This is a genomic window from Sphingobium sp. CFD-1 (assembly GCF_024611115.1).
Taxonomy (GTDB): Bacteria; Pseudomonadota; Alphaproteobacteria; order Sphingomonadales; family Sphingomonadaceae; genus Sphingobium; species Sphingobium baderi_A.
Genome location: NZ_CP084398.1, coordinates 1,688,995 through 1,713,729 on the forward strand (window position 1 = coordinate 1,688,995; position 24,735 = coordinate 1,713,729).

The 24,735-nt window shown below is 57.4% G+C and carries 21 protein-coding genes; 11 read left to right on the top strand and 10 right to left on the bottom strand.

Annotated elements, in window-relative coordinates:
• Nucleotides 1–240: 240 nt before the first annotated feature.
• The 8 genes from LDB26_RS08630 to LDB26_RS08665 all read right to left on the bottom strand — a co-directional run bounded on the left by LDB26_RS08630 (nucleotide 241) and on the right by LDB26_RS08665 (nucleotide 13,631).
• Nucleotides 241–2,580 (bottom strand): hypothetical protein, encoded by a 2,340-nt coding sequence (locus LDB26_RS08630; RefSeq protein WP_257541639.1) that lies wholly within the window; start codon nucleotides 2,578–2,580, stop codon nucleotides 241–243.
• Nucleotides 2,577–4,139, bottom strand: a complete 1,563-nt coding sequence (locus LDB26_RS08635; RefSeq protein ID WP_257541641.1) for a hypothetical protein — start codon at nucleotides 4,137–4,139, stop codon at nucleotides 2,577–2,579. Before LDB26_RS08635 ends, LDB26_RS08630 begins: the two co-directional genes overlap by 4 nt.
• On the bottom strand, nucleotides 4,132–6,138 hold the full coding sequence (locus LDB26_RS08640) for an ATP-binding protein (RefSeq protein WP_257541643.1): 2,007 nt from the start codon (nucleotides 6,136–6,138) through the stop codon (nucleotides 4,132–4,134). Before LDB26_RS08640 ends, LDB26_RS08635 begins: the two co-directional genes overlap by 8 nt.
• On the bottom strand, nucleotides 6,135–7,364 hold the full coding sequence (locus tag LDB26_RS08645; protein ID WP_257541645.1) for a GIY-YIG nuclease family protein: 1,230 nt from the start codon (nucleotides 7,362–7,364) through the stop codon (nucleotides 6,135–6,137). The genes LDB26_RS08640 and LDB26_RS08645 overlap by 4 nt, the downstream gene beginning before the upstream one ends.
• A complete protein-coding gene (locus LDB26_RS08650; RefSeq protein WP_257541648.1) occupies nucleotides 7,345–9,405 on the bottom strand; it encodes a DEAD/DEAH box helicase in 2,061 nt (686 codons plus the stop codon). Before LDB26_RS08650 ends, LDB26_RS08645 begins: the two co-directional genes overlap by 20 nt.
• Nucleotides 9,402–9,701: a type IIL restriction-modification enzyme MmeI gene (locus LDB26_RS21530; protein WP_306812063.1), complete on the bottom strand. Its 300-nt coding sequence runs from the start codon at nucleotides 9,699–9,701 to the stop codon at nucleotides 9,402–9,404. The genes LDB26_RS08650 and LDB26_RS21530 overlap by 4 nt, the downstream gene beginning before the upstream one ends.
• Nucleotides 9,698–11,056, bottom strand: a complete 1,359-nt coding sequence (locus LDB26_RS08660; RefSeq protein ID WP_197672717.1) for a transposase — start codon at nucleotides 11,054–11,056, stop codon at nucleotides 9,698–9,700. The genes LDB26_RS21530 and LDB26_RS08660 overlap by 4 nt, the downstream gene beginning before the upstream one ends.
• Before the next feature lie 64 nt (nucleotides 11,057–11,120).
• Nucleotides 11,121–13,631 (bottom strand): DNA methyltransferase, encoded by a 2,511-nt coding sequence (locus LDB26_RS08665; protein WP_257541652.1) that lies wholly within the window; start codon nucleotides 13,629–13,631, stop codon nucleotides 11,121–11,123.
• Between the two features lie 578 nt (nucleotides 13,632–14,209).
• Here LDB26_RS08665 and LDB26_RS08670 point away from each other — a divergent pair.
• On the top strand, nucleotides 14,210–14,407 hold the full coding sequence (locus LDB26_RS08670; RefSeq protein WP_257541654.1) for a hypothetical protein: 198 nt from the start codon (nucleotides 14,210–14,212) through the stop codon (nucleotides 14,405–14,407).
• 53 nt (nucleotides 14,408–14,460) lie between these two features.
• On the opposite strand, the gene LDB26_RS08675 is transcribed toward LDB26_RS08670, so the two are convergent.
• Entirely contained in the window at nucleotides 14,461–15,681 is a 1,221-nt protein-coding gene (locus LDB26_RS08675) for a hypothetical protein (protein ID WP_257541656.1), read from the bottom strand.
• A gap of 191 nt (nucleotides 15,682–15,872) precedes the next feature.
• Here LDB26_RS08675 and LDB26_RS08680 point away from each other — a divergent pair, with 191 nt between their 5' ends.
• The 6 genes from LDB26_RS08680 (at nucleotide 15,873) to LDB26_RS08705 (ending at nucleotide 21,088) form a co-directional block, all read left to right on the top strand.
• Complete coding sequence (locus LDB26_RS08680) at nucleotides 15,873–16,214, top strand: hypothetical protein (RefSeq protein WP_257541658.1); 342 nt, start codon at nucleotides 15,873–15,875, stop codon at nucleotides 16,212–16,214.
• Between the two features lie 80 nt (nucleotides 16,215–16,294).
• A complete protein-coding gene (locus LDB26_RS08685) occupies nucleotides 16,295–17,068 on the top strand; it encodes a hypothetical protein (protein ID WP_257541660.1) in 774 nt (257 codons plus the stop codon).
• A gap of 40 nt (nucleotides 17,069–17,108) precedes the next feature.
• On the top strand, nucleotides 17,109–18,599 hold the full coding sequence (locus tag LDB26_RS08690) for a type IV secretory system conjugative DNA transfer family protein (RefSeq protein ID WP_257541662.1): 1,491 nt from the start codon (nucleotides 17,109–17,111) through the stop codon (nucleotides 18,597–18,599).
• Nucleotides 18,600–18,724: 125 nt separating this feature from the next.
• Entirely contained in the window at nucleotides 18,725–18,988 is a 264-nt protein-coding gene (locus LDB26_RS08695; protein WP_257541665.1) for a hypothetical protein, read from the top strand.
• A gap of 262 nt (nucleotides 18,989–19,250) precedes the next feature.
• On the top strand, nucleotides 19,251–19,550 hold the full coding sequence (locus LDB26_RS08700; RefSeq protein ID WP_257541667.1) for a hypothetical protein: 300 nt from the start codon (nucleotides 19,251–19,253) through the stop codon (nucleotides 19,548–19,550).
• The gene (locus tag LDB26_RS08705) at nucleotides 19,547–21,088 is read left to right on the top strand and encodes a recombinase family protein (protein ID WP_257541669.1); all 1,542 of its coding nucleotides are present in this window, start codon (nucleotides 19,547–19,549) and stop codon (nucleotides 21,086–21,088) included. The genes LDB26_RS08700 and LDB26_RS08705 overlap by 4 nt, the downstream gene beginning before the upstream one ends.
• Nucleotides 21,089–21,415: 327 nt before the next feature.
• Here LDB26_RS08705 and LDB26_RS08710 read toward each other — a convergent pair whose 3' ends face one another.
• A complete protein-coding gene (locus tag LDB26_RS08710; protein ID WP_257541671.1) occupies nucleotides 21,416–21,901 on the bottom strand; it encodes an arsinothricin resistance N-acetyltransferase ArsN1 family B in 486 nt (161 codons plus the stop codon).
• A 192-nt stretch (nucleotides 21,902–22,093) separates the two neighbouring features.
• On the opposite strand from LDB26_RS08710, the gene LDB26_RS08715 reads away from it, so the two are divergent.
• The 4 genes from LDB26_RS08715 to arsH are packed head-to-tail and all read left to right on the top strand — an operon-like array spanning nucleotide 22,094 to nucleotide 24,687.
• Nucleotides 22,094–22,423, top strand: coding sequence for a helix-turn-helix transcriptional regulator (locus LDB26_RS08715; protein ID WP_257541673.1), 330 nt, complete (start codon nucleotides 22,094–22,096; stop codon nucleotides 22,421–22,423).
• A 13-nt stretch (nucleotides 22,424–22,436) separates the two neighbouring features.
• Entirely contained in the window at nucleotides 22,437–22,865 is a 429-nt protein-coding gene (arsC, locus tag LDB26_RS08720) for an arsenate reductase (glutaredoxin) (RefSeq protein WP_257541675.1), read from the top strand.
• 3 nt (nucleotides 22,866–22,868) lie between these two features.
• A complete protein-coding gene (gene arsB / locus LDB26_RS08725) occupies nucleotides 22,869–23,927 on the top strand; it encodes an ACR3 family arsenite efflux transporter (RefSeq protein ID WP_257541677.1) in 1,059 nt (352 codons plus the stop codon).
• A gap of 4 nt (nucleotides 23,928–23,931) precedes the next feature.
• The gene (gene arsH, locus LDB26_RS08730; protein ID WP_257541679.1) at nucleotides 23,932–24,687 is read left to right on the top strand and encodes an arsenical resistance protein ArsH; all 756 of its coding nucleotides are present in this window, start codon (nucleotides 23,932–23,934) and stop codon (nucleotides 24,685–24,687) included.
• Nucleotides 24,688–24,735: the final 48 nt, after the last annotated feature.

Here is a 24,735-nt window from a genome sequence, read left to right on the forward strand (position 1 = left end):
CGAAGGAGAAGGCTCGGGGGATTAGCCGAACGGTCAGCCGCAGGCGAAACGGGCAACACGGGAGCGAAGCGAATGGAGCGGGCAACCCGTTGACCGGGCGGCGCACCGGGCCATATTCGCGGCATTGTCTCAGAAAACGGCGGAAGAGCGCAGAATCTTGACGTTCAATTTCATTGCTTGTGGAAGGAATGCGGTCTCCTTGATCGTCTCCCGGACACCGCAGCACATCGGGTTATGGCACTAGGCGCAGATTGTTTTAGCCAGACCAAGACGGCGCTCAAATCGTTCATCAAGCTGTACGGATAGTTCGTCGAAGTAAGTCCGATCAGCCTCGACAAGCGAGAGAATTGCTTCCGTCTGCGTTTTGAGCGCGGCCATCAGTCGTTGCAGGGGAAGCCTCAAAGATGCGGCTTTCTTATTGGCCATCACAGCCCCGTATGCCGCTTGTGATGCCCAGTTCGACAAAGCGAGATATTCAATTACCCGCTGTTGCTCAGCCTCGTCATTCTCGACGGCCAAATTCTGCAAAGCGCGTGAAGCTCCAAAGTGCAGTTGGAGAAGGCGACCGATGAGGCGCGGCCAATCATAGGCGTCAGCGGTATAAACCGGGAGAATCTGAGAAGCAGAATACGGTCCTGCAATGGGTTGGGCATGGCTCAAAATGATCTGCATTAGCGCCCGAAGCCGGACCATTTCCGATGTTGAAATGCGCTTGTCGGCAAGCGCCTTCGAACGCTTTTCGAATGCGATGACAGCCTCCTGAAATTTCTTGGCGGTTGCGAGCACCTGTGATGGCGCAACCGATGGACGCGATACGCCGGAGCCGTCGCCGCTTTCCTGCTGCCCATCCTCCACCGACTGAGGTTCGGTGGTTCTGAAATCGACGGCGCTGATCGCCTGTAGGTCTTTCTCTTCGCTCTCCGCTAAATCCGGCCCGACGAGGCCTATCATCTGGTTGAGGCACTGACTGACCAGATTTACCGCCCGGTCATGGCGGCTATTGAGATAAAGGCCGAACGGCTTGCCTTTCGCGTTGGCGAGCGTGCGCGCACGAATAAATTCCTCGTAGGGAAGAACAGCATATTCGCGGGCAGCTTCCTCCTGCGCGTGCGGCTTGGCCTTCGGAATGGAGAGAGACGATCTCTCTTCGTCCTCGATAGCCTCAAGCTGGTTGAGGGCTTCGATGAGGGCCAAGTCTTCATGGATCGCTTCGGCCAGCGTATCCATCAGCCGCTTTTTCCGTCCCTTCTGCGGCGGCAATGTCGTGACGGCCAGATAATCCAAATCTGCGACCTGTATCGGGGCGGACGCTGTGCCCTCCGCAAAAGCCAACACGCCATATTTCGGACGCGGGCTGGTTGGAGCTATCGACAGCGAAGCGGATTTCGCGCCGCCTATGTTTATAAGCGCCAGCGCCTCGCCGTCGCGATCATAGAGCTGGACCGACAGGGGATCGGACGGCAGCTTCATGGGGGCCGTCCATGTTACTTTTCCGCCCTGAAGGATCAGCAATCCGCCATCGACGGATGGCGGTGTTGTTTCGATTTCTTCGAACGTCTCCTCAAGCCGAGCGAGTTGCTCCTTCTCGAAGGGGCAAGTTGCATAATCTGCGAGACCCAGCGCCTCCAACGCGGAGCCTCGTGGAACGCGCTTGTAGATGGCAGCCTCCGCATTACCGCCAAGCGTCGGCCCAATCAGCGCGGGGAAGGTGCAATTCATGCTGCCGGACACGACGTGATCGAATGCTTCGCCGACAGCGATAATCAGCTTCGCATGTAGGAAACGCCCGGCGGCGTTGGGGCTGATATCGAAGAGCGCGACGTCGGAAAGACGGGGAAGCTCGCTGACGGGAAATCCGTTCGCGTCGTCCTCGATCAGGATATCCGTCACGGGATTACCCAAGCCAGCCTTTAGTCGGGCAACGCCTTCCAGCTTGGAATCCCAGTATGGGGAAACGACGACAAGCCGTTCGATAGGATCGTCGCCGACACATGCAATGATCTGGTTAAGTATGCTGATTTCGGGGCGGTCGAAAAGCAGATTAAGGGCTTCCGTGCCCTCGGTGCTGAAGGCGGGATTGAAACTGTCGTCCCGAAGCCAAGGCGATGATCGCAGTGCGCGTTGCAAGCTTACCGGAAACCACTGATCGTCCGCCGGGATATACCGCCGGAGATAGGCAAGCGCAGACATGAAAAACTTGGCATTCTCGGGGGCATCTGACGACCAGGTGATGCTTGCGACCTGTTCCTTGTTTCCGCCTAGGCCAAGAGCGGTCAGATTGGCCGACCCCACCATCAGCCGAGCTTTGGACTCACCCAGTAGCATGGTGATCTTCGGGTGGAATGCGCCCGGCGCGGCGGCTTTGATTAGGTGATAGCTCGTGCCCGCGAAGCGCGGCGGGCCGAAATCCGAAAACGCCTGATTGACCATGCCAGTGTCGGCCAGCACGACTATGTTCCGGCATCCGGCCCCGCGCAACTTCGGGAACGGGATATCCTCGAACGCGAGCGATCCGAAAGCGTAGGTGGTCATGAAGGCGGAATGAAAACCGCCTTCGCCGAAGGCATCGAAATATTTCATGCCGCCGCCAGTTCCGCCTTGCCGATGAGCGTCACGCCGCCGTCATCAATGAGGCTGATATCGCGGAGGAAGCGGAGTGCCTGATCCAGCCTTGGGCTGCTAGGCGAGACTCGGATCGGCGCACGGTAGCGCAGGACGCCTTCTTCCGGCTCCATATGAAAGGTGTAAGCTTTCTGGTTTCGGAATTTGCGTGAGGCAACCCACAGATGCCGCTTCAACACTCGCTCGCGGATCAAATCCGAAATCACCCGCCTCGCATCGCCAGCGCGGTTCCGGCCAAGAAACTGGGCTTCCGTCCGAAGGGACTGGAAATAATCCGCGCCGCTGAGGGCTTCTTCGACTAACGCAGCTTCCGTCGTTGCCTTCTCTGCTAGAATGGCGATCAGCGATATGGCGTTTTGCACCTGCTGGGCTGTTTCGCCCGCGTTCATCGCGTCCAGCATAGCGGTCGCGTATTGTTGGGCTGACGAGACTTCCGCCTCCGCGTTGATGCCGCCCGAAAAGTCGTCCCAGCTTTCGCCGGAGGCAATCTCAACGGCATCGGCCAATTCATCCGTCAATTCGCCCAGCGACATTCGGCGGCGCGGGGCTGCGTTTATCATCGTGAGCGCGGCTGAGAGGATGACTTCATAGGCAAGCCGCGTCAGGTCGCAGGCTTGATAGAGAAACCACAGCTGCGGAACCTGATGGCGTTCAGCGGAATCTCTGGCGGGCACGTTCTCGAACCAATGCCATTTCACTGCTTCGGCGCGAGGCACTGAGCCGAACGTGTCGGTGATCTCAAGCAGCATCCTCAGCGTGCTTCTCCGCATTTGGGCGGTGAGGCCGCGCGGATCGTTGACGCCAAGCAGGACATCCTTGAGCAGAGCGTGTTCAAGGCTACCGGGTTGCAGGTTTGTCGGCTTCATTGCCGCGAATGAACCGAGTTCGGAGGCCTCAATTTTGCCAGCTTCCACGACTTTGAAAAATCTGCCCGCTATATCGCCCAGTTCGAACGCGAGCGCGTCCGCAAGCTGAAGCGCGATATCGGAGCATACCGGGTTTGGATTAGGCTGATCGGGACCGGGGAAGTGGACAAGCCCCATCTCGGACATCTGCGTCGAGTAGATCGCGCCGAACGCACCACCCTTATTTCTCAGGTATCGCAGGCTTTCGTCGGCATCGGCATCAGCCCCAACACTGAAATCGATGACGCCGCCGTCGCCAGATACCTCGTTGAGCCTTTTGTTCGCCCAGTCCGATCCGGTGATACCAAGCTCGGCTTCCCCGTGAGTGCAAATCAGTGCGAACAGCGCCTCGCATCTCCGCTGGAATTTCCTGAACTCCTTCGGATCAGGATGCCGAATGTTCTCTTCATAATGACGAAGGATGAACGGGAAAAAGGAATAATAGCGATATCGGAGCGTGATCGTACTGATGCCGGGAACAAGGGATTGATAGATCACCTCAATCGGGCGTTGCATCCCGAGAGGGTCAAGCCCGCTGTCCTGACCCAGCTCCGTCCATTCAGGAAATCCTTGCCCCAGTTCCACGCCACCCCACTCGTATTTGTCAGTCAATGCCCAACTTATTGAAAAATACCTTGTTACGCATTTCTGCGTCGCGAAGGAGCTTCGTCCAGCTAATCACTTCCATGTAAAGACTGATATTCCCAAACCATCGGAACCAGCCGAGGCCGTCGGGCATGGGGGTAAACTGCTGTTCAAGTTCCAGCCACTTCCTGACCTTGGCCGTCAGGTCGCACACAACGTAGCCGTAAAACGGCGTGGTATTGTTCACGAGGATGTCACGACCGGCAGGGGTTTTAAATTTTCCTTCCCTGATCTGGTTCACATAGCGGACGATCTGCTGGATCGGGTCTTCCTTCGATGACGGATCGGCAAAGTTGTCCCGCTGGGGCTTCTTGAACTCGAAAATTGTGATGGGGTTGCTGGCTTCGTTTTCGCCACGGAATGCGACGCGCCTGTTGTAGACGGTGATATCTGTCCGGTCTCCTTTCGATTTACCGATAGGCTTGTCAGAGGAGACATAGGACGTAAAGTTAAGCCTCTCGTCTAAAATCCATAGATTGTGATCGTCGTAATCAAGGTCGTCGGAGTCCTTCCGCCGTCGCATGATAACGTCATGCACCTCACCCTCGGATTTGTATTTTCCTTCCGCATCCAATTCTAGAGATTTCGAAAAGATGTCCAGAACGCACTTCCGCATCGAGACGTAATGGATGAGGTCGTTCTTGCTGGTGTCAGAAATATTCTTCATGATCTCGTCGATCTTCTCGGCCAGATCGTCGGGGTTGTCTGAGTTCAGGATTGCCGCCACCTGCGTCCTCGTCGTCACCTCCTTCTCGAATTTTTTCTTCTGAAGATGAAGTTCGATGTCTTGATTTGACGGCTTCATCGGCAGCGCGCTGAAGTCGACTTCACCGCTCAAGCTCCGATGCCACGGTGCTTGAGTTTCCACATATTCGACGATGCGCGCCTGCTTCCGCTGCTTTCGCGCGGCGATCTCTGCGCCAACCGAAGTCTGGGCGATCTCTGCGGCTCGCTGCTCGATATCGGTCTGGGAGATGCCGTTGAGAAGATCGGTATCAGTCTGGAAACGAAACTCGCCGCGCTCCAGCGACACATTGTCGTTCAGGTAATCGCCGAAAACATACGCCTTGATGACGAAATTCCGACCCTTCGCCAAATCCTGATCCAGCCCCGGCTCGTAGAACTCCTCAGCAAACTCCGGGACGTAGGCTTGAAGGGCGTTGTCCGTAACCTCTCGGCGATGGGCGACCAAGCTGACTTTGCTCTTTGCCGAACGGGGAGAGAAGAACTTGAAAACCCGAACCTGAAAAGCCTTTTGCTCATCATTCGCCGACAGCGTGAACGTGCCCTCATCGACCTTCATCTCAACGATCTGGCTATCGTCCTTGCCCAGATAGTCGTTGAGTGAAAGGGGGGCGGCAGGATTTTTGGCGTCCCGGATTACGATGCGCGGACAGTTGCGCTCCCGGTCAACGAAATAGGGCAACAGCCGTTCGACGACGACACGGCTAATTATATCCAGCCGCTTATCGGGGAACCTGACGGACTTGATGCCCGAAATCTCGACGACGGAACCGCTCTTCTGCTCCTGAGAAGGGGCGACCTCCTCATCGACGATGATGTCCGTTCCCAAGCCCATGCCGAACGAACGGTCATGATATGCGCCGCCGTCTTCGAACGTACTGGAGACTTTTACTCGGTCAAAATATTTGAGGCATGTGAAGCGGCCAAATCCTTTGCCGCCGTCTGTAATTTTCTGCTCGGTATAAAGCGTGTCGAATGAGTCCCGATTATCCTTCGTGAAGCCGATCCCATTGTCCTTCACAATGAAACCATCCACGTCCTCAAGACGGTCAATTATATCTGCTTGACCGTTACGGATCACCTCGATCTCGATCAATCCGTTGGCGATTTTCTTTTCATCAATCGCCTGAATAGCATTTACGACCAGCTCAACGAGCGGGGTATAGACACTCGTCCCAGAGCGAATATTCTCCACGAGGCGTTTTACGTTGACATTGCTCATACCACGCCCCCGTTATCCGCGCTCGTCTTCTGTAGGGTGGCGGTTTTTGGATCATAGACGAAATCCGTAATTGTTCCGTCTTTGATCCGCGTAACAGCATCATCCACAATAAATCTGGGAACAAGAAACCACTCTCTCGGCACTATCGGATTGCCGAAACGATCTTTTATTTCGATGTTTAGTTGCGCGGGCGCGAAGATGCGATGGATCAGATTTTCGAGCTTCACGCGATTAATGTTGTAGAGCGTGTAGGTCGCTACGATTTCCACATCGGCCATGAGAAAGGTCGGGTCCAGCTTCGCATTGGCAATACGTCGCGCTACGTCACCGCCGGTCACGCCGATCTTGTGCAGCACATCGCGATTGGCAGCGACAAGCGGGTGGTCGGCCTTGCTGCGAAGGACATAGATTGTCCCGCTCGCAATATCCTCTTCGTCGCTTTCGTCGGCAAACAGCGGGCCAGCGGTTGGCTCTGTGATGCGCCGCCCAGCCTCATCTTTATAGAGTGCCCGTTGCAGCGAGCGGAGTAGCAGATTGCTTTCCGTCCCGTTGGAGTAGATGACGCGCAAGCGAGCGTCACTTTCACCGTTAGGAGCGCGGAAGGTTTCACCAACTTCCGCAACATAGGCCACTTGACCGCCAAGGATGAAAAACTGGCCTTCGGTGATGTCCGCCTTCAAAAATCCGGCATCCTTCACAAACTGTCGGGTAATGCGAACGCCGGAATCAAGGTCGATCCGCACTTGCTCGAACAGCGGCTTGAAGCGATCAAAGTCGGGGCAAGGCTCGCGGTTCGCGATTTCTTCGGCGGCGCGCTTTTCGGCGGTTGAGCGGACATGGCGGAGGTCGGTGATTTCGGAATCACCAGCCGCCCCGGCAAGCTCTGCCATGAGCGCGTCGGTGTCCATGTCATCGGCGGTAGCAGGCGCGGCGATTTCTGCGCCGGTCAAAAGTCCCTGACGGTCGAGCGGTGCGAGAAGCGACCGGCATTCTTCCAACGCACGAAGCCGGTCCAGCCGCACGGCATAAAGCCGCTCGAATATGTCGCGCTCCTCGCCGTGCTGCGGTGCGCGACCCTGTTCATCGGTGAAACGCTGAATTTCCTCGAACCCCGCGATGATGCGTTCTTCGCGTGGGCCGCGCCCAACTTTCTTTTCTGGCTGGGCGAAATCGGACAGTTCATCCCGCAGTTCATCAAGGTCTAGGTCACTCATAGCGGCCCTCATCCTTGAAGCGCACGAACGCAGCAGCACCTTCGGCCATGCGCTTTTCCCATGCGTCGGTTGAACTGATGGAGGGGAGCCGTCCGCGTTCTTTCTTGAACTGCACCGCTCGCACGGCAAGCTGCTTTGCCTCTTCGGGGGTGAGGCTGGTACGTCGCGCGGAAATGGCAGCGGCAACTTGTTTTAGGCTGTCCTCGCTCATGGTCTTGGCGAGGATGGCATAGGCTTCCTGAAACGGATTGATCCGGTCGATCAGGTCAATATCGAGTTCGCGCACGTCCATCGCGAACTTGCGAACGCCGTCGATCAGAGCGGTGTTGACGCCCGGCCCGTCACCGGAACCGTCATCGCCAAGAGCAATCTTCTTGGCCTGCTGAGTGAGATTAAGGGCCGCGATGGCGTGCTGACGCACGGCCTCCTGATCCTCTTCGTCCAGTTCGGGATACTTGTCCTTGATGATCTTGCCCAAGCGAAGCTGAGTGAGTTCTTCGGGAACAAGCTCTTCATCGAACAGGCCGCGCTCGATGCTCGGTTTGTCCTGCACGAAGCTGGCGATCACCTCATTCAAATCCTCGCGGCAAATACGGGCAGCTTCGGGCGTCTTAGGTTCGGCAAGTCCCTTGATCTCGATCTGAAAGGTGCCGCGTTCCTCATTGAAGCCGACGTTGCACTTGTCCGCCTGATAACCGCCTTCGCCATAATCGAAGCCGGGGGTGGCTTCATTGGTTGGGTTTTTGGGCTTGAACTCAAAGCGGGGCGCAAGCACCTGTTCCATCAGCAAGCTGGCGGCGATAGCTTTCAAGGTATCGTTGACGGCTTCGGTCACGGCGGATTCCGCCGCGTCCGGCTCGGCGATCAGGTTGGTGAAGCGGGCGCGGGTTTTGCCCGGCGCGTCGCGGGTGGCGCGACCGATGATCTGCACGATTTCGGTCAGGCTGGAACGATAACCAACCGTGAGGGCATGTTCACACCAAATCCAGTCAAAGCCCTCTTTCGCCATGCCAAGCGCGATGATGATGTCCACATGATCGCGGTTGTTCTTTTGTGCGGGATCTTTGAGCGCAGCAGAAACACGATCCCGCTTGGCCGCGTCGTCGTCCACAAGGTCGGCGATACGAAGGATGCGGCCTTCTGCGGTTTTCACTAACTGGAAGCCCGTGGTCGGGTCGATGCCCTGCCATTCGCCAAGCTCCTCGATGATGTGTTCGACTTCCTTGATTTTCTGCCCGGTACTTTCCCGCGAATTGACGTTGGGGATATGGATGATGGTTTTCTCGGCTGGGTCCAGCACAGCGAGAATGTCGTCAGAATATGCGCCGGAGTAGAAGAAATATCCGATGTCGAGCGACTTCAGATATTCGTAGCCGTTTAGCTGCTCGTAATAAGTGTAGGTGACGGTATCGAAGTTAGCCTCGTCCTGCGGCGCAAGAACTGCCTCGGCATCGCCACGGAAATAACTGCCCGTCATGGCAAGGATATGCACCTTGTTGCGGGCTATGAACTCGCCGAGCTGCTTGCCCAGCACATTGTCCGGGTTAGCGGAAACATGGTGGAACTCGTCCACCGCGATCAGACGGTTATCGAACGCCTCCACGCCGAACCGCTCCACCGCAAAGCGGAAAGTGGCATGGGTGCAGACCAGCACTTTGTCATCGCTTTCAAGGAAAGCGCCGACGCTGTTGACCTTGCCGCCATCCTCGCCGGGGGCGTTGCAGAGGTTCCATTTCGGCGTCACGGTCCAATCGGCCCAGAACCCGAATTTGGTCAACGGCTCATCGGCAAAGCTGGAGCCGATGCTTTTTTCCGGAACGACGATGATAGCTTGGCGAACTCCTTGGTTCGCCAGTTTGTCGAGCGCGACGAACATGAGCGCGCGGCTCTTGCCCGAGGCCGGGGGCGACTTGATAAGCAGATATTGCTCGCCGCGCTTCTCATAAGCGCGTTCCTGCATCGGCCTCATGCCATGGGCGTTGGCTTTGTTGGTGCTGCCGTTGCGGGCATAGGAAACCGATACGGAAGGAACTGTTTTCTTTTCTATCGTCACGCTGCCGCCCCTGCCTTCCGCCTTTTGGTTGCTCCCGCCGATGCGGTCATTTTGGTGTATAGATCGAACAGTTTTTCCAGCCGTTCAGTGTCATTTCTGAAGCGCCGCCCGATGTAGATGCGCTCCAGCACCTCGTCGTTGCGCTCATGCGCCTCGCGCAAATCGGCGGGCATTTTGCTCTCTCCGTCCTTGACCTCGTAGAGCTCGGCAATGGTGGCTGGAAAATGAGCCTCTCGCGCTAAAAGGATGTCCTCGGCGCAACGCGTTAGCAGCGCGGTGACGAAGTCGGTTTTCAGCCGGGTCTGTCAGCGCCTTCAGGGGTAAAAACGATGAGGAGCATGGCCCTTTCTCCGTCGAACTCGGCGACGAGGGCGATGACGAGCGCAACATCGGTCTGAACTACGAACAAGAATGCCTTGGATGCGCCCCTGGCGCCCCTCGGAGTGCCGCAACCGAACAGGGCGCGCATGAGAATGCCAAGATTGAACCCGGCGACGTGGATCAAATAACGCTTGTGAACATTCTCGCGCCCGCGCAGCCACGCGCGGCGCATGCCGCCGCGATCCAGGACGTGGGCAAAGCTACGCTCGACCATCTCACCACGCTTGCGCATCGCCTTGCGTCCGACGGCGGATTTCAGGCGAGACCGATTGGCGTAGACGGCCTTCTGGGCAGCCTCGTCGCCGTGCCAGCGCAGATATCCATTCGGCGGTGCCGGCTCGGCGATGCGCGTCTTCCAGATGTCGCCGTCGAGACCCTTGAGGAGCTCGCGCGAATGATAGCCTTTATCGGTCACAAGATCGCAGGGATCCCCGGACGTCGGCGCCAGGCCAATGTCGGCGAGGTTGCGTGCTGCCGTCTCCAGCGTGGCGTCGAGCGTTGTCGTGTCGCCCTTGTCGGCCGGGTGGATCGGCGCTGCCACGATAACACCCGTGTCGAGATCGACCGCGTGTTCGGGCTTGTAGGCCAGACGCGTCGAGCCGTTCTTCATCCGCGCGACCTTCGCGTCGGGATCGGTCTTGCTCGCCCAGTCCGCATTCGACAGCTTCTTGCCCTTGCGTTTGCGATCGAGCCGGACAAGGTCGTCGATCGTCGGCGTGTCGATGCCGCTCTCTTGCGCCATGCGCACCAGCATCTCGCGGTAGGTCTCGCCATTGTCACGCCGCACGATGGTACGCAGCGCGGCGTTCGCCTCCATGGTCGAGCCATCGACGCCGATCCGCTCGCCTTTCACCAGATCGTGCCCGGCGACGAGGGCCAGTACCCAGCCGAAGATCTGGTCATGTACCTCGTGCGGCAGGCGGCTCCGCGTCTTCGACAACCAGCTATGATCAGGGACCTTGTCGCGGCTCGACAGTCGCAGGAACTCCCGCAGCGACAGCGAATCCGAACAGCGCCAGACAATCCCGCGTTCGCTGTCGATGCCCTCGAAATAGCCGATCAGCAGCATGCGGAAATAGCGGCCCGGCGGCAGCGACGGGGCTCCCATCCGCGGCGCATAATAGGGCTTGCACGTCTTCTCGACAAAGCCATCGAAGCCCGCCTCGGCCAGCAGCTTCTGGAGCTTGTCGTAGAAAACATGCCCCGGTGAACGCGGTATCTCCGCCCACGTCACGATCAAATCGGACTGGACCTCGCTATCACGCCCCATCGCCATCGCCGCTAACCCGCCAGACAATCCCACTGCCGCACTGAATCAGCCACCGCCGACTTCGTCAACGGCCTGTTAGGTCAGCCTTGTTCTTGTCTGTCAGTGTAGGCACTGGAAAAGTGTTCCATCCGAGTGTGTTGGAATATGAGAAGTCTGTCCGCATCCGCACGCAAACCGTGCCGATCCATACCCAATGTAAACGAGACGCTATCAGAGCCATGTTCCAGAGAGGCGCATCAAATAAAGCAAAGCACTTGTTTGAAATAATTGCCCTACTATTGAGGATATCTATCGGCAAATAATCTCTGTTTTCAGATGATACCACCGGAATAGCCAGAGTTCTTGTTTTCCCTCGATTCATTTCCCTGAATTGATGAGGCCTTTTTACCATACCGTTGGAGATCGCGTCCTTAGACAAGCTCCTGGTCGCGACGCCTGATGCCATGCGCTCACGTAAATCGGCAATATCAAGAGTTTTATCGTCAGGGGCTTCCTCGAACCATAAGCAATACCTTGGCTTTGCATTGATGACTTCTGTGGATCCATAAAAGCGCATAATCATATCTTCCGGCATTCCGACTGAGATCAATTCATTTTTGGTGTATTGATCAAAAATAAGGTGGTCGGAAAGGCCGTAATAGTTCCCCTTTATCATAGGGTGAATCTCAGAAATCGCAGCGCTTCGCGCCGAAATCCAATAGTTCGGCTGAGGCAAGAGGTACCCGTTGATATTTGAGGTACTCAATTTCTTATCGCCATCAATCAAGGTGGCTGCACCTTGATCTAGGCTTGCGCCGATGATGACTACGGTTACACCAGCATCATTTGCGGCAAGATTAGACCATTTAAATGATCTCACCCCGAAGAAGAATCGCAGCCCACCGTCAAAGAGCGGCTTCCAAAAATTCGAGACGTGCTGACCTTGAGCTACGCTGTTCGTTGCAACGAATGCAAATTTACAAGGAGTTGCCCTCGAAAAATCATAAGCCTTAGAGAACCAGCCGCATACGTAATCGAGAAGACCCCATTTTTCAAACCGCCCGTCCAGAAGATTTTCCAAGTCTTCTTTCTGTTCAGCAGTTTTTCTCGCATTTCCCTTATATGGCGGGTTCCCACAGATGTAGGTTTCGCCACCTTCATTTTCAAAATCGATTTGGGCTTGGTCCAGTGGTGTCTGAAACAGATCGTCGCCAACCAGCTTTACGCTGGTCCCGGTCGGTGGGCAGATAGAAAGCCAGTCCAGCCGGAGTGCGTTTCCGCAAGTAATCCAGTTCTCGGCATTGAGCGGTAGAAACTCGTTCAACGCAAGTTGCTGCCCGCGATAAAGAACGTCGCATTGGTACTCGGCGATGATGAGCGCCAATCGGGCGATCTCGGCGGGGAAGTCTCGATATTCGATGCCCCGGAAGTTGGTCAGCGGAATGTCCGACTTCCGCTCTTTTTCGTCGCGACGCTCGTTGATGATAGCTTCGATGGCCCGCATTTCCTTGTAAGCGATCACAAGGAAGTTACCGCTGCCGCAAGCGGGGTCGAAAACCCGGATACGCGCCATGCGGTTGCGGAGATTGAATAGCTTTCGGGGGTTATCGTCGGCTTCGGCCAGATGCTCGCGCAGGTCATCGAGGAAGAGCGGGTTCAGCACTTTCAGGATGTTGGGGACGGACGTGTAGTGCATCCCCAAGGCTCCACGCTCCTCGTCGTCGGCGACGGCCTGAATCATCGACCCGAAAATGTCCGGGTTGATCTTTTTCCAGTCGAGATTGCCGATGTGGAGTAGGTAGGTCCGCGCGATCTTGCTGAAGCGCGGCACAGCCAGACTGCCCGAAAACAGACCGCCGTTGACGTAAGGAAACGCATCGGCCCATCGGGGTAGCGAGGACGTAGCGCGATCCGTGATCGCGGTGTTCATCGCCCGAAAAATCTCGCCGATCACCTCATGGGTGTTGGACGAGTCCCGGTCACTCATCTTCTCCACTGTGCCAGTGAACGGATGGCTGCGGTGGAAGATGTCGGTATCTTCCGCGAAAAAGCAGAAGATAAGCCGGGCCAGAAAATGGTTCATGTCCGGGCGGCGTTCGGCAGTGCCCCAGTCGGGATTGTCCTTCAGCAACTCGACATAGAGCTTGTTGAGGCGCCCCGTGGCGCGGATGTCGAACGAACTTTCGCGCACCTGCTTAACGGTGGTGATCCCGGCAAGCGGCAGGAAGAAGCCGAAATGATCGGGGAACTCGGCAAAGGTGCAGGCGAGAGTTTCGCCGGACAGCAAATCTTCCCCCTCGAACGCGTCGCCGTCTGTCGCCAGAATGAACTTGGCCTTGGCCCGCGTGGTTGCAGGGCTGGCCCGCAGCGCATTCAACTTTGCGGTCACGTCGCCCGGATCGGCGACGGCAATATGGATGTTGCTGGTTTGAAGGACGCCGCCAATGTCGGACTTGTTCGACGTGCCGGAGCGCAACTTCTTGAGGGTGGTTTCCTTGTTTCCAAACGCCTGAAGGAACGCGAAAGGGAACTCATCGCGGTCGAAAGGGGTAGCCGCCAACGCGGTCACGGCTTCTTCAATCTCGACTGCGTTCATTCGTTTCACGGTCCTATTACGTCAAATGCGGAGCCTCCTTCGGATAGCAGCGATGACTCGCTGTTTTGCCCCGCATAATGACTAAGCCGACCGTCCTCGGATGTCATCCGAAAGGTAGGCCGGGGCATCATCTATCCACAGGGGGGAGGCCCCATTTACAGGCGCGTTTGATGCATGGTTCGGTTGCGGGGTGGAGAGGCATATCTCCAAGTCCCCGCCGCTTATCCAACCCGCGCAGGGTTGGTCATGGGTCAATGGGAGCAGGAACGCTCCCTTGCCACGCCGGAGGCGGCTGGGTTCCATAGGGGCAGGAACGCCCCTTGGTCGATGGGGTTTGGGGAGCGCCGAAGGCTCCCCATCGGTGCGGATCAGGCTCGATGCCTGTGAAGCGCCGCAGGCCAGAGGGATGCAACGGGAGAGCGCAGCGTCTCCCTAGCCAAGATAGGCGTGGTACTACCACGCACATCTTGCGGTCAGCGTAAGCCCGTCTTTTTCCGATACGCGCCGTTGCGCTATGGCCCCGCCCATAGGTGCGGTGGATGCCACACGACCTTCCTCAACCACAGGAAGGAAGCGCCATGATGATTCACCTCACCAAACTGAATGACCTATCCTTCAACGTCCAGTTCGATCCGGCAATGACCGATGCGCTGAATGACGCATCGGGATGGAGTTCGCCGGAACGCGCATTGTATTCGATCCTAGCCGATGCCTTGCTGGGACCGTCACTGCCTCCGGGCTACCTCGACGATCTCGACGATGATGTGCCGTTTTAGCCATCGTACCCGCGACGACGATCTGCCGACGAAGCCGCAGTAACCCTGCGGCTTCATAGGGTCTGGGACGAGGTTTCCAGATACTCCCGGATGCGAGGAAGGCAATTTTCGTCGAAGGATCGGCTCAATATGCTGGCCGGAATCCCTTTCAGCGATCCCCGGCAAAAGATCACTTCCTTCAAGGCGGGAGACAGCCACAACGCTGGCGAGTGCTCTTCGATACGACAGCCGTTGAGCAATAGGGTTTCGAGTGACGGAAGCCCTTCTATCGGGAGGAGGCTTTTCACCGACGTATCGGAACAGTCCAGCAGGCGAAGCTTGCTGGAATTTTCAAGGCCGGACAACTCTGACACCCGCGTATCTTCGCAATGCAGGATCGTCAGTTCCGGGCATGAACGCAGCGGGGTTAGATCGGCGACGTTGGTGCTGCCGCAATATAATCTCTGGATCGAGGGGCACTGTGAGAGCGGATCGATACTCGCGATAGGCGTCACGCCACACGTTATCTGGACAAGCTTTCCGCAGCCCCGCAACGACGGCAACTCGCGCAATTTTCCGTAGCTGCAATGTAGGATTTCCAAATCCCCAAATTTATCGATTCCGTCCAACCTCGTGATCGAGGTGAGGCTGCAACTCAGATCGCGAAGCCAAACCATATCCCCCACGGTGTCGGGTAAAGAGTCAATTCGAAGCTTGGACAGGTCGAGAGTGCCAGTCCGGTTTTTGCGCTCTTGCAAAATCCTGTGCGCCCCGATCTCCCAATCCCTTAAATTGAATCCTTCTGTTATATTGCTATGAAACATATTTTCCGGCCCGCGAGTCTTCCTATCTGTGATTAGCGGCGCACCAAATTTCCGAGTTGAGCCTAACTCAGAAAGTAGCCGATTTATGGTTTCCGGCAAACCGCGTATTTGACCTGAATCTTCTATGTTGTTGATTAGTTCGGCGATAAAGTATGGTCTAGTGCTGACCAGATCAAATATTATCAGGTTGGAAAGGTTTGGAGCTGCCCCCTTTCTGAGATTCTCTAAATTATCAGCAATCCACTTATGAAGCTCTGCGTCCCCCTTTCTCAGGGTGATTTTCAGTTGTTCGGCATAAGGTCTGATCCTTCGACCAAAGGCCTCATACTTCGGGGTGAACCCAGCATAGCGCGACTGCAAATCGTCGATGATGGCCGTCAGTGGCGCGGACGCTTGTGAGCCAGTCTTTCTGGCGCGTCGCAAATCGGCCCTGAGGGCTGACGATACTCGAACGATGTCTTCCAGGTCCATCTTCGACCCCATAGCCCACGCGGCATAGGGATCGCCATTCCTACGGGCAAATTCCGGGTTGCTACGGGCCGTCTCCGGTCACGGTGACGGCCAATCCTCATCCATAGCTTCGTTACCGATCGGGGCCTGAGCAGCACTCAGGCGCGGCCGCTCCCCACCTCCCGATGGAGAGCGAAATGGATAACGTCATTATGGTGCTGCCGCGCGAGCGGCTGCTGAGCCTCGATTTCATCGAAGGCCTAGCGCATCGCATAACCGAGCTGAACCTTTCCCGGATCAAAACCACCGACTGGCTTGCCGACAAGATTTATAGCTTTGAAGGCGTGATCCTCGATTGGGATGGAAGGCGTCTCCGGCTCGATCCTGATATTGTGGATCGTTCCTATGGGCAGGATGTAGCCTGCACATGGAACAGCGAAGTCAAAACCTTCGCCAGTCGTCCGGCTCAGCGGCGTCCGCGCCATTCGATGCTTTTGCGCCTCGCTCTCTGGGATGCGGCGATGAAAATGAATGGGACGCCCGTTCTTCCATGATTTGATGTTGGGCCGCTATCGCCCCGGCAGCGGCCCACCATCCTGCAAAACGGAAATCTCCACCATCATGGAGATTCCTAATGTCCTACAAAGTCGATTACTCCGCCGACCGTCCCGAGCAAATCGAGGAGGTCGGCGCAAGCGCATCCGCTCCTACAATCCGGTATGTGGAAGTTCCCCGGCGCGGCTTCGCGTTTCCGAGCATCCTGAAAACTACCGCTGTTTTTCTCGCTGGCGCAGCCGCCCTCTTCACGATGGAGACGGCAGCGCCAGAGGGCTATCGGCCTTCCACAATCATGGGCACATACGATGCCCGTATCGCAGCCGCCGTCAAAGCTGCCGAGTTGCAGCAGCAGAGCCGTTTCGACTCATGGGCTGCGAACGTGAAGCTCGCTGCGGATCAGCAATCCCAGCAATACAAGGCTGTCACGGAAGGCGTCCTGACGAACTACACCGCGTCTTACGATCAGGCGAAGATCGCAACGCAAGCCGCATACGAATTTCAGGGCCGCTACGCTTCAACGATCATGGGGCAGAAGACTCAAGAACAGGGCGCTGACATCGGCATCATCAATTTCATGCGAGGGTTCGGGCGCATCATGAATGGCTTGGAAGCCGGAGCTGGTGACAATGCGCTCGGCTACGCCGACGATCTCAGCGGTCAGCTTCAGGATGAGGTAACGGAGGCAGCCCGGAAGGGTGCAGGTACTCCGGTCGTCGATTGGGCGCGTGGACTGGCAACGCCGGATGAAGTGGCGGCGAAGCTCGCCAGCATCCAGCCGCTTCGCCTTCCGCCTCCGCCGCCGATGGGTGAGCAGCGGGTTACTATCGGCAACCCGTGGAGCGACCGCTAAAATGCGCGGCGGCAACTTTATGAAGGGGATGCAGGGCTTCATGGCCCTGCATCAAAAAACTGTCGAAGCCGATTTCGCGGCGGCATCACGGCGCGAGGCGGAAAAAACGCGGCTCGAAATCGCATCTGCTCAAGCCTCCGGCGTTTTAGGCAACGGTCGCCTCGCTAACCTGCATGATGTCCGAAGTTCGGGCCTTCTCAATCCGAACGGACTCTTTTTGGGGGCGCTGAATCAGCGCCTCCTTTTTTATAACGGCGATGCGCCGCTGCTAACCTATGCCCGTGCAGGCACAGGCAAGGGCCGTGATTTCATCCTGCCCAACCTCGCGCACACCCGTAATCGCAGCCTGATCGTGATCGACGTAAAGGATGGAGAAAACTGCTTTGCGTCGTGCGAGCATCGCTCCCAGACGCTGGGTCAGCGGTGCGTCTATCTCAATCCGTTCAAACTGCTGGGGCTTCTGAACACGCGGATCAATCCGCTTCAAACCCTGATCGACATCGTGGGCCGTGGCGACCAAATCGACACGGAAGCCGACGAAATCGCGCATATCCTCATCCCATCATCGGGGAAGAACAAAGACGGCGATTGGGTGGGCAAAGGCGCACGTCGTTTGCTCGCCGTGCGTATGGAATATCTGGCGCTCTTCGAGCCGGAGCTTTGTACGCTGAGCGGACTGTGGCGTTTCGTGAACTCGTCTCAGGACGAGATGGAAATCGGCTTCGCCATGATGGCGACATGCGGCCTGTCGGGACTGGAAGGCAAGGCAGGGGCTCTGCGGGCGACCGCCAAGGATGCGCCGAAACAATTTGAGGCGTACAAGTCCGACTGCATCGAAGCCCTCAACCCTTTCGAGCCGGGGAAGTCGCTAGATAGCGCGACCTCCGCGCACGATTTCGATTTCAAGATTCTCAAGCATGAAACGACCACGGTTTACCTTATGGCTCCTAGCGAGAAGCTGGCCGTTGCGGCTCCGTGGATCAGCCTGATTATCAGCCACATCATCGAGACGGTCGCGCGGGAGGTCGGCCCTGTGCAGACGACATTCCTGCTCGACGAATTTCCTATGCTGCCGCCTTCGCCGTCAATCACTAAAACCCTCCGACTGTACAGGGGTAAGGGGCTACAGCTCTGGATATTTTCACAGGGTCGCTATTCGCTCGAAGAGCGGTGGTCGCGCGAAGCCGTGAAGGAATTTGAGGATATGGCCGCGATCTTCAACACAAGCGCCGTGGAAGACCCCGACCTCATGGGCGACATCGAGAAATGGAGCGGGAACCGCACCGTTCTCATGCACGGGGTCAATCGCAGCGGTGGCACGGTAGAGTCCGCCGGAGCCAACCTTGGCGAAGCGCGAAGAGCCGTCCTTCAAAGTGAGGACATTCGTGGCATCGGGGCGGGGCGGCAGATTATCCGCGTCGCGGGCCTGTCCCATCTGCTCGTCTGCGAGCGCGTCCATTTCGATGATGTCGATCCGTGGAAAGATCAGCTCCGCGATGTTCGCACTCTGCATAAGGGAATGGCCCCATGAGCGCCGATGGCTCCGCGTCTCGCGTCATATCATCGTCCTTCGCTGCCGCGAGCGGCGAGCGTTCCTCCGCCCGAGCTGTATCGCCTGAACGAGCGGCGAAAATCGCCTCATGGGCAGACCGCACCATGGCGCGGGCGGAAAGGGAATTTCGCGAGAACCGCGAGCAATGGACACGTCGTCAATATGGTGAGCTTCTTGCCCGCGACGGCGAGCGATTGGTATTGCAGCCTCCGGGCGCAACAGATGATCGCAAGGCTCACCTGATGCGAGCGGCGGAGAACATGGTGAACCGTAATCATGCCACACGGCTTGCGGGGATAAATCGCGCCGCAGAAAAATTACTCGCGGGGAAAACGCTTCAATCTAAGAATACCGATCTCGGACGATGAAGTAAAACTTCGCGATTTGTTGATATTCCGTAACAAAATATGCTATTCTGGTTGTGGGGATTGTGCGTATCTTTGCCACTGGCAAATCCGAAACTCACATGCTCTACGCGGTGGCTCGGAAGCGTTGTCTCCAAAGCCCCGCTAAACCACTAAAATTTGTAGAGCATGGGAGGACAATCCCCCCGGCTGAATGACGGTTATTTTCTAAATCGGACTCTCTCATTGCTCAATCGAGCGCCGCTATAGCGGCGGGGCGGGTTTGATGAAAATGTTGTCACCGGAAGAAATGCAGGAGCTTCGCAATGAAATTGCGGACTTTGCTATTTCGGAATCCCGAAAAGACGAAATCATCCGCTTCCTAGATGCCATTGCGGCCTCATTTATTCATCAGGCTTTCCGCAAAAGCTCTGTTCAATTATCTCTGTCCGACCGCGCAAACTATGCTTTCAAAGGCGCGGAAACTCGTGCTAATCTGCCGGAATCCGATGTTTCGGAGCTTGTTGACCTCGATAGCGAGGGCGCGATCAACACCAAAGGCCCTATGAGGCAGTTAGCGCCATGACCAGAAAAACGAACCAGCAGGCAGTTATATACTGCCGTGTAAGCACCAAGAAACAGGCGAGAGAGGGCAACGGCCTCGTTAGCCAAGAAACCCGCTGCCGCGAGTATGCGAAGCATCGCGGCCATCAGGTCGTGGGCGTCTTCACCGATGACGTGTCCGGGAAACTGGCTCAGCGTCCGGGCTTCGACGACATGCTGGCCTCGATCCGCAAAAGCCGCAAAGCTGGAATGGTCGTCATCATCGACGACATCAGCCGCATGGCGCGTGATGTCCGCAACCACTTCGATCTAAAAGAATCCATCTTTCGCGCGGGCGCGACGCTGGAATCTCCTTCCATCGAGTTCGGGTCGGACTCCGACAGCATCCTCATTGAGCATCTGTTGGCGAGCGTTGCACAGCATCAGCGTCAGAAGAATGGCGAGCAGGCGCGCAACCGTATGAGAGCGCGGATGCTTGGCGGCTATTGGGTGTTCATGGCTCCGCTCGGTTATCGGTACGAGAAGAGTCCGGCTGGTGGCAGCATTCTCGTGCGCGACGAACCCGTTGCCTCGATCATTCAGGAGGGCCTTGAAGGCTATGCCAGCGGTCGCTTTAACTCCAAGGCGGAAGTGAAGCGCTTCCTCGAGTCTCACGCCGGATTTCCGGTCACGCGGCACGGGCACCTGACGAACGAGCAGGCCAACCGCATCATGACGCACCCAATCTATGCGGGCTACGTCGAGAGCAAGGCTTGGGACGTTTCGCTGCGTCCGGGGCAGCATGAGGCGACCATATCGCTTGCAACCTTCCATCAGGTTCAGGAACGGATTGCGGGCAAGCCGCTCGCCCCGACGCGCTCGGACATCCATGTCGATTTCCCTCTGCGCGGCTTTGTCGCCTGTGGCGACTGCGATCATCCAATGACTGCGAATTGGACCAAGGGGCGCAATGGCCGCTACCCATACTATGTTTGCCGCCATCGTGGTTGCGACCGTTTTGGGAAGTCCGTGAAGCGGGATACGGTTGAAGGAGCATTCGAGGCGATGCTGACGAAGCTGACGCCGCGCCCGGAATTGCTCAGCCTCTTCGCGAAAATTTTCCGCAAGCGTTGGAATGAGGCAGAAGCCAAAGCGCATGACGGACGTGCCGCGATCAAGCGTGAGATGGCGACTATCGAGAAAAAGATCGGGCAAATTCTCGATAAGATTGTCCAGTCCGAAAGCCGTTCGGTGATCGCTCGTTTTGAGAGCGAGGTCGATAAACTCGAAATGGAAAAGCTGGTGTTGAACGAGAAGGCAGCTCTGTGCGGCACTGTCGCGCGAGATTACGATGCGACTTTTCGAACCGCTTTTGATTTCATCGCAAACCCTTGCAATCTATGGACTAATGGCACGTTCGACGACAAGCGGATCGTGCTGAATCTCACTTTAGGCTCTCATTTAAAATATGATTGGAATGAGGGCGTTCGAACCGCTGAATTATCCTTACCGTTCATGGTGTTAGGGCGGCTCGGAAACCGAGAAACAGTAATGGCGGACAGGGTGGTTTTATTAATTTAAACCTATGTATTTGAAATGACTTTTCAAATCACGTCCACGTAATTTCGGACCCACACGGTTCCACCGCGCGTCTGAATTCATGATTCAGTCCGTGCAACTCTTCTGCCATTGTTCGCTACGATTGTCTAACATTTTCTTTTGTACTCCATCGCAGATCGACAACAGTCCAATCTATTTATCATCAGAAGATTTGAGGCCTGAAGTTGGCAGGTGCGAGATCGGGAAGCGAACAAACGGGGAGGCGTTCGATGGGTATGACTGGCCGGAAGGGGCTGGTCGCCTTGCGGGCGCGAATGGTGTGAAGCGGATATGGCTGTTCCGCATCGCTCACAGCAGTCGTTGCCACCAGCCGACATCGTGCCAAGCATCGAATTTTCGTCCGACCTCGCGGTAGATGCCGACCTGTTCGAAGCCCATAGCTTCGTGCAGCCCGACGCTCGCGTCGTTCGGCAGTGCGATGCCCGCAAATGCAGCGTGATAGCCCAAGCTCGCCGCGGCAGGCAGCAGACGGGAATACAAGCGACGCGCCACACCGCCCCGCTGCGCGCCGGGTGCCACATAGACTGCGACATCGACGGATGTTCGATAGGCCGCGCGAGTCCTGTGCTCGCTGGCGTAAGCGTAACCGACAACCTGCCCATCCACTTCGGCGACCAGATAGGGGTATTTGGGTAGAATGGCGGCGATGCGCCTTTCCATCTCCCCAATATCGGGCGGCGCTTCCTCGAACGAGATGGTGGTGGAAGTTACATAGGGTGCGTAGATCGCCTGAACTGCCGGTGCGTCCCCTAAGTCTATCTGACGCACGTCCATCTTTGCACCACTTCCAATCAGACTTGGACACATTGACCCGCCGCGGTCGGACAATCAAGACACCACTCAACTGCTGCATGCACGGTACCCAAGCGTCGCCAGTCCAGACGCTGAGCGAGGTCGCTGCCGTCAACTCATCGTAAATTCACGATGCGATTTGACTTGGCAATGTGCATCGTATAATTCCGATGCATGGACAATGATTCAGCCCTGCTCGCCCTAGCTGCACTGGCACATCCGACGCGGCTCGATGCTTTCCGGCGGCTCGTCCAGCATGAACCGGAGGGACTTTCGACAGGACAACTCGTCGAACAATCAGGCCTGACCCAGAGCACCTTCTCCACGCACCTTGCCGTGCTTGCTAAGGCTGGGCTCGTTCAGTCGGAGAAGCGGGGGCGCCACTTCATCCAGCGTGCCGACATAGATGCGCTTCGCGGCCTCATGCTTTTCCTCGCGAAGGACTGCTGCCAGGGCCGCGCCGAGCTCTGCGAACCCCTGCTTGCAGAACTCGCCTGCTGCTGATCGGAGCGAAGCCGTGACCGACATCATCATCTACCACAACCCCGATTGCGGCACGTCGCGCAACACGCTCGGCCTCATCCGCAATGCCGGGATCGAACCGCATGTCGTCGAATATCTGAAGACACCGCCGTCGCGCCCGCTGCTCGAACAGCTGATAGCCCGCGCCGGGATCGCGCCGCGTGACCTGCTTCGCGAAAAAGGCACCCCCTATGCCGAACTCGGCCTCGACGATCGGGCGCTCGGCGATGTCGAGCTCATCGACGCAATGATGGCGCATCCGGTGCTCATCAACCGCCCACTCGTCGTCTCGCCGCTCGGGGTCCGGCTCTGCCGCCCCTCCGAGGTCGTGCTCGACATTCTCCCGGCCCGCCAGCTTGGCGCTTTCGCCAAGGAAGATGGCGAGCCCGTCGTCGACGCCGGCGGCAACCGCGTGGGCAACTGACCAATGGCCGACACCAACCGGCTGTCATTCCTCGACCGCTACCTGACGCTCTGGATCTTCCTCGCGATGGCGCTCGGCGTGCTGCTCGGGTCGATCTTCGAGGGGCTGCCCGCCGCGATCGATGCATTGTCGATCGGGACGACCAACATCCCGATCGCGATCGGTCTTATCCTGATGATGTATCCGCCGCTGGCTCGGGTGCGCTACAACGAGTTGCCGCGCGTATTCGACGATCGCCGCGTGCTGGCAATCTCGCTGATCCAGAACTGGATCATCGGGCCGGTCCTCATGTTCGTGCTCGCGATCCTTTTCCTCTCGGACAAGCCCGAATATATGACCGGCCTGATCCTGATCGGCCTCGCCCGCTGCATCGCGATGGTCATCATCTGGAACCAGCTCGCGAAGGGCGACAATCAATATGTCGCCGCGCTCGTCGCCTTCAACTCGATCTTCCAGATCCTCTTTTTCAGCGTCTACGCATGGTTCTTCCTGGCCGTGCTGCCGCCCCTCTTCGGCCTCGAAGGCAGCGTCATCGATGTCAGCTTCGGCACGATCGCCGAGGCCGTCCTTATCTACCTCGGTATTCCATTCGCCGCAGGTTTCCTGACGCGCCGCGTTCTCGCGAAGGCCAAGGGGGACGAATGGTATGAGACGCGTTTTCTCCCGAAGATCGCGCCGATCACCCTCGTGGCGCTGCTGTTCACGATCGTAGCCATGTTCAGCCTGAAAGGCAGCGAGATCGTCACGATCCCCGGCGACGTGATCCGGATCGCAATCCCGCTCACCATTTATTTCGTGGTCCAGTTCCTCATCAGCTTCTGGATGGGCAAGCTCATCGCGGCCGACTACCCACGCACGACCGCGGTCGCCTTCACCGCCGCGGGTAACAACTTCGAACTCGCGATCGCGGTTGCGATCGCCGCCTTCGGTCTCGCATCGCCGGTTGCCTTCGCCGCGGTCATCGGTCCGCTCGTCGAGGTCCCGGTTCTCATCCTGCTTGTCAGCGTCGCGTTTCGGCTCGGCCGCCGCTGGTTCCCCGCGACGGCCCCTACGGACAATTGAAATCATGACAGACCAGAATTTCTCTCGCCTACGCACGCTCGCCGATCCTGACCATCTTCCAGCGCTCAGCCCCGAATATCTCCGCGCGCAGCCCGCGCTCGGTCTCGGGCCGCTCGCCCCCGCCCCGCGCATCCTGTTGCTCTACGGGTCCTTACGCGAACGCTCATACTCGCGGCTGGTTGTCGAGGAGACCGCGCGCCTGCTGCAGCAATTCGGGTGCGAGACGCGCATCTTCGATCCTTCGGACCTCCCACTGCCCGATCAGGTCGCCGATGACGATCATCCGGCCGTCGAGGAACTGCGCCAGCATTCGCTCTGGTCGGAAGGCCAAGTGTGGTGCAGCCCCGAGCGTCACGGCCAGATCACCGGCATCATGAAGGCGCAGGTCGATCATCTCCCGCTCGCATATAAGGGCCTCCGGCCGACGCAAGGCCGCACGCTCGCGGTCATGCAGGTGTCGGCAGGGTCGCAGTCGTTCAACAGCGTCAACACGCTGCGCATCCTCGGCCGCTGGATGCGGATGATCACCATCCCCAACCAGTCGAGTGTCGCAAAGGCCTATCAGGAGTTCGACGAGGCGGGCCGGATGCTTCCATCGAGCTATTATGACCGGATGGTCGATGTCGCCGAGGAACTAGTGCGCTTCACCGTCCTCACGCGTGGCCATGTCGATCAGCTCGTCGACCGCTATTCGGAGCGGAAAGATCGGAAAGAGCCCGTAGTGACACCGGCAGAATTGGCCGGAATTCCGCGCGCCTGACGAGCATTTCTGGCCGGTAGGCGAACGTCGGCTTTAAGGGGCGAGAAG